At 57.5% G+C, this 2,670-nt stretch carries 2 protein-coding genes; both read left to right on the top strand.

All coding sequences use genetic code 11. From position 1 onward, the window contains the following. The coding region (locus WAO31_RS06300; RefSeq protein WP_509591579.1) for an adenylate/guanylate cyclase domain-containing protein at positions 1-830 on the top strand (830 nt) is incomplete at its 5' end. 326 nt (positions 831-1,156) lie between these two features. Continuing rightward, positions 1,157-2,542, top strand: coding sequence for an IS1182 family transposase (locus WAO31_RS06295; RefSeq protein WP_509591577.1), 1,386 nt, complete (start codon positions 1,157-1,159; stop codon positions 2,540-2,542). Positions 2,543-2,670: the final 128 nt, after the last annotated feature.

The following is a 2,670-nucleotide window of genomic DNA, read 5'->3' as shown; positions in this document are numbered from 1 at the left end:
AAAACCTCGCGACCCGGTTGGCGAAATACCTTTCGCCGCAAATCTACAAGAGTATCTTCTCGGAAAGTGAAGACACTTCGCACGTGCACAAACGTAAGACACTGAACATCTTTTTTTCCGACATCGTCCAATTCACCGATCTCAGCGACACGCTCGAACCAGAACGCCTTGCCGACATTGTGAATTCCTATCTGTCCGAGATGACCAATATCGCGCTTGAGTGTGGCGGAACAATCGACAAGTTCATCGGCGATGCCGTCATGGTTTTTTTCGGCGATCCTGAAACGGAGGGCGAGGCCGAAGATGCGCTTCGTTGTGTCGAAATGGCTGTAAGAATGCAGGAAAGGGTCGCCCATCTGCAGAGCCATTGGCGTAAGAAAGGCGTTACCAATGGGCTGAAGGTGCGAATGGGTATCGCGACTGGTTTCTGTACGGTTGGTAACTTCGGCTCAGACCAACGGCTCGACTACACCGTCCTTGGTAGCCCGGTCAATCTGGCCTCTCGATTGCAGAGTGTGGCCGAACCCAACAAGATCGTTGTGGATGAAAACACTTATAACCTGGTCGAAACTGTGGTCTCGGCAGACCTTGCGGGGGAGTTTCAGCCGCGAGGTTTTGCTCGTCCGGTACGCTATTACGAGTTGAAGAGCCTGGCTCAAGAAGCCCGGCACGAAGTTCAGAAACAATTGTCTCATATAGGAAAGCATGTCGAAGTAAGGTTCTACGATAGCGGAGACATTCGCGGCGCCATCGAGGAACTGCGTGAAATACAGAACAAATTCGAGACCCTGTTGGCGAAAAATGAAAAAGACGGCACGCCACACGAGTGACATCGGTTGAAGGCATCATTTAGCCTATCCAAGCCGCACCGCCGTGTGTTCTTCGCGATTGCCGACATCGAGTGAAAATTTCCGCGGTTCGCCTCAGACGGTCCTTTGGATATCGAGGTCAGCATTGGGCTCAGAGCTGCCTTGCGGCGAGGCAGGGAGATGCTCGATTTCAAGCCGTTCTGAAAGTCCGCTGTCTCTGCCTAGGCTCGATTCCCTCGCACGTGCAGAGAATGACGGCAATCCGCCGATGCTGTTGAAAAAGTCCATGTTGCGCTGCGGCAAGTCTTTCGATTCACTCAATTATGAGGGGATGGGAGGATTTCGGGATGATGGGCAGACAAGAGGCTCCGGCGCAGCTGTTCTACGACTTCGATCTGGAACGACACGTCCCCGCCAACCACATGCTGCGAGAGATCGATTTGCTCTTGGACGGTGACAGTCTTCGGGACGCGCTGCGGCCCTTCTACAGCCACCTCGGTCGCCCCTCCATTGATCCCGAGTTGATCATCAGGATGCTGGTGATCGGCTACGTCATGGGCATCCGGTCTGAGCGCCGCCTGTGTGACGAGGTCCATCTGAACCTGGCCTATCGCTGGTTCTGCCGACTGGGGCTTGAAGGGAAGGTTCCGGACCACTCGACCTTCTCCCGATACCGCCATGGCAAATTCCGGGAAAGCGGTCTGCTGCGGCAAGTGTTCGAGGCCACGGTCGAGCGCTGCCTGAAGGAGGACCTGGTATCCGGCGAGGGCTTCGCCGTGGATGCAAGCTTGATCTCAGCGGACGCCAACAAGGTCCGGTCAATCGCGGCGGAAGACTGGAGCCCGGAGGTAGCGCGTGACGCCGGCAACCGTGCAGCGCGTGAATATCTGGAAACGCTGGATGATGCCGCGTTCGGAGCCGCTTCTCCGAGCCAGCCAAAGTTCGTGGCCAAGTCCGATCCGGCTGCGCAATGGACCCGCGCTGAGGAAAGTCGCCCCTATTTTGCCTATGCCACCAACTACCTGATTGACACGAAGAGCTCGGTAATCATGGACGTTGAGGCGACGAGAGCCATCCGACAGGCCGAGGTCGGGGCGTCACGCACCATGCTGGACAGGACGGAAAAGCGGTTCGGGATCCGACCTGACTGGCTGGCTGCCGACACTGCCTACGGCAATGCCGAGAACCTCGGCTGGCTGGTCGAGAAGCGCAGCATAATTCCTTTCATTCCCGTCATCGACAAGTCAGAGCGGACGGACGGGACGTTCTCCCGGTCGGACTTCAAGTGGGACCAGGCGAATGACCAGTACATCTGCCCGGAGGGTCATGCGCTCAAACAGTTCCGCCGGAACTACTCCGACCCGAGCCGAGGGCAGGATACAGGTGGACGCAAGAAATACCGCTGCCTGAAAGCGACCTGCCAAGCTTGCCCGTCGAAGGAAATCTGCTGCCCGAAAGCCGATACGCGATACGTCACCCGGGAACCCCACGAAGAGGCCCGTGAGTTCGCCCGCGAATGCCGAAAGACCAAGGCCTACAAGGTGTCGCGAGACAAGCGGAAGAAGGTAGAGATGCTATTCGCCCACCTGAAACGGATCCTCGGCCTGACACGGCTGCGGCTGCGCGGACCCAATGGCGCCAAGGACGAATTCCTTCTCGCCGCAATTGCCCAGAACCTAAGAAAACTCGCGAAGCTACGCCCTCAATGCACGATGCAGGAGGCCGCAGCATGAGCTGAACGGCCAGATAGCCGCCTTGAGGCGGTCAGCCGGGCCAAAGCCCGAACGGCCCGCAGTTGCCGGAGAGACCCGAGCCGCGAAATCGGCGATTTCGACCGACTTCTTCAACACAATCCACCCAT

Source organism: Rhodoluna sp. (assembly GCF_049276775.1).
In the GTDB taxonomy this organism is placed as follows: domain Bacteria; phylum Actinomycetota; class Actinomycetes; order Actinomycetales; family Microbacteriaceae; genus Rhodoluna.
This window is presented reverse-complemented; position numbering and strand designations above follow the sequence as displayed.

Bases quoted from the DNA above. Each gene is read 5' to 3' on its own strand.
- WAO31_RS06295 (WP_509591577.1), top strand. From the start codon at position 1,157: ATGATGGGCAGACAAGAGGCTCCGGCGCAGCTGTTCTACGACTTCGAT.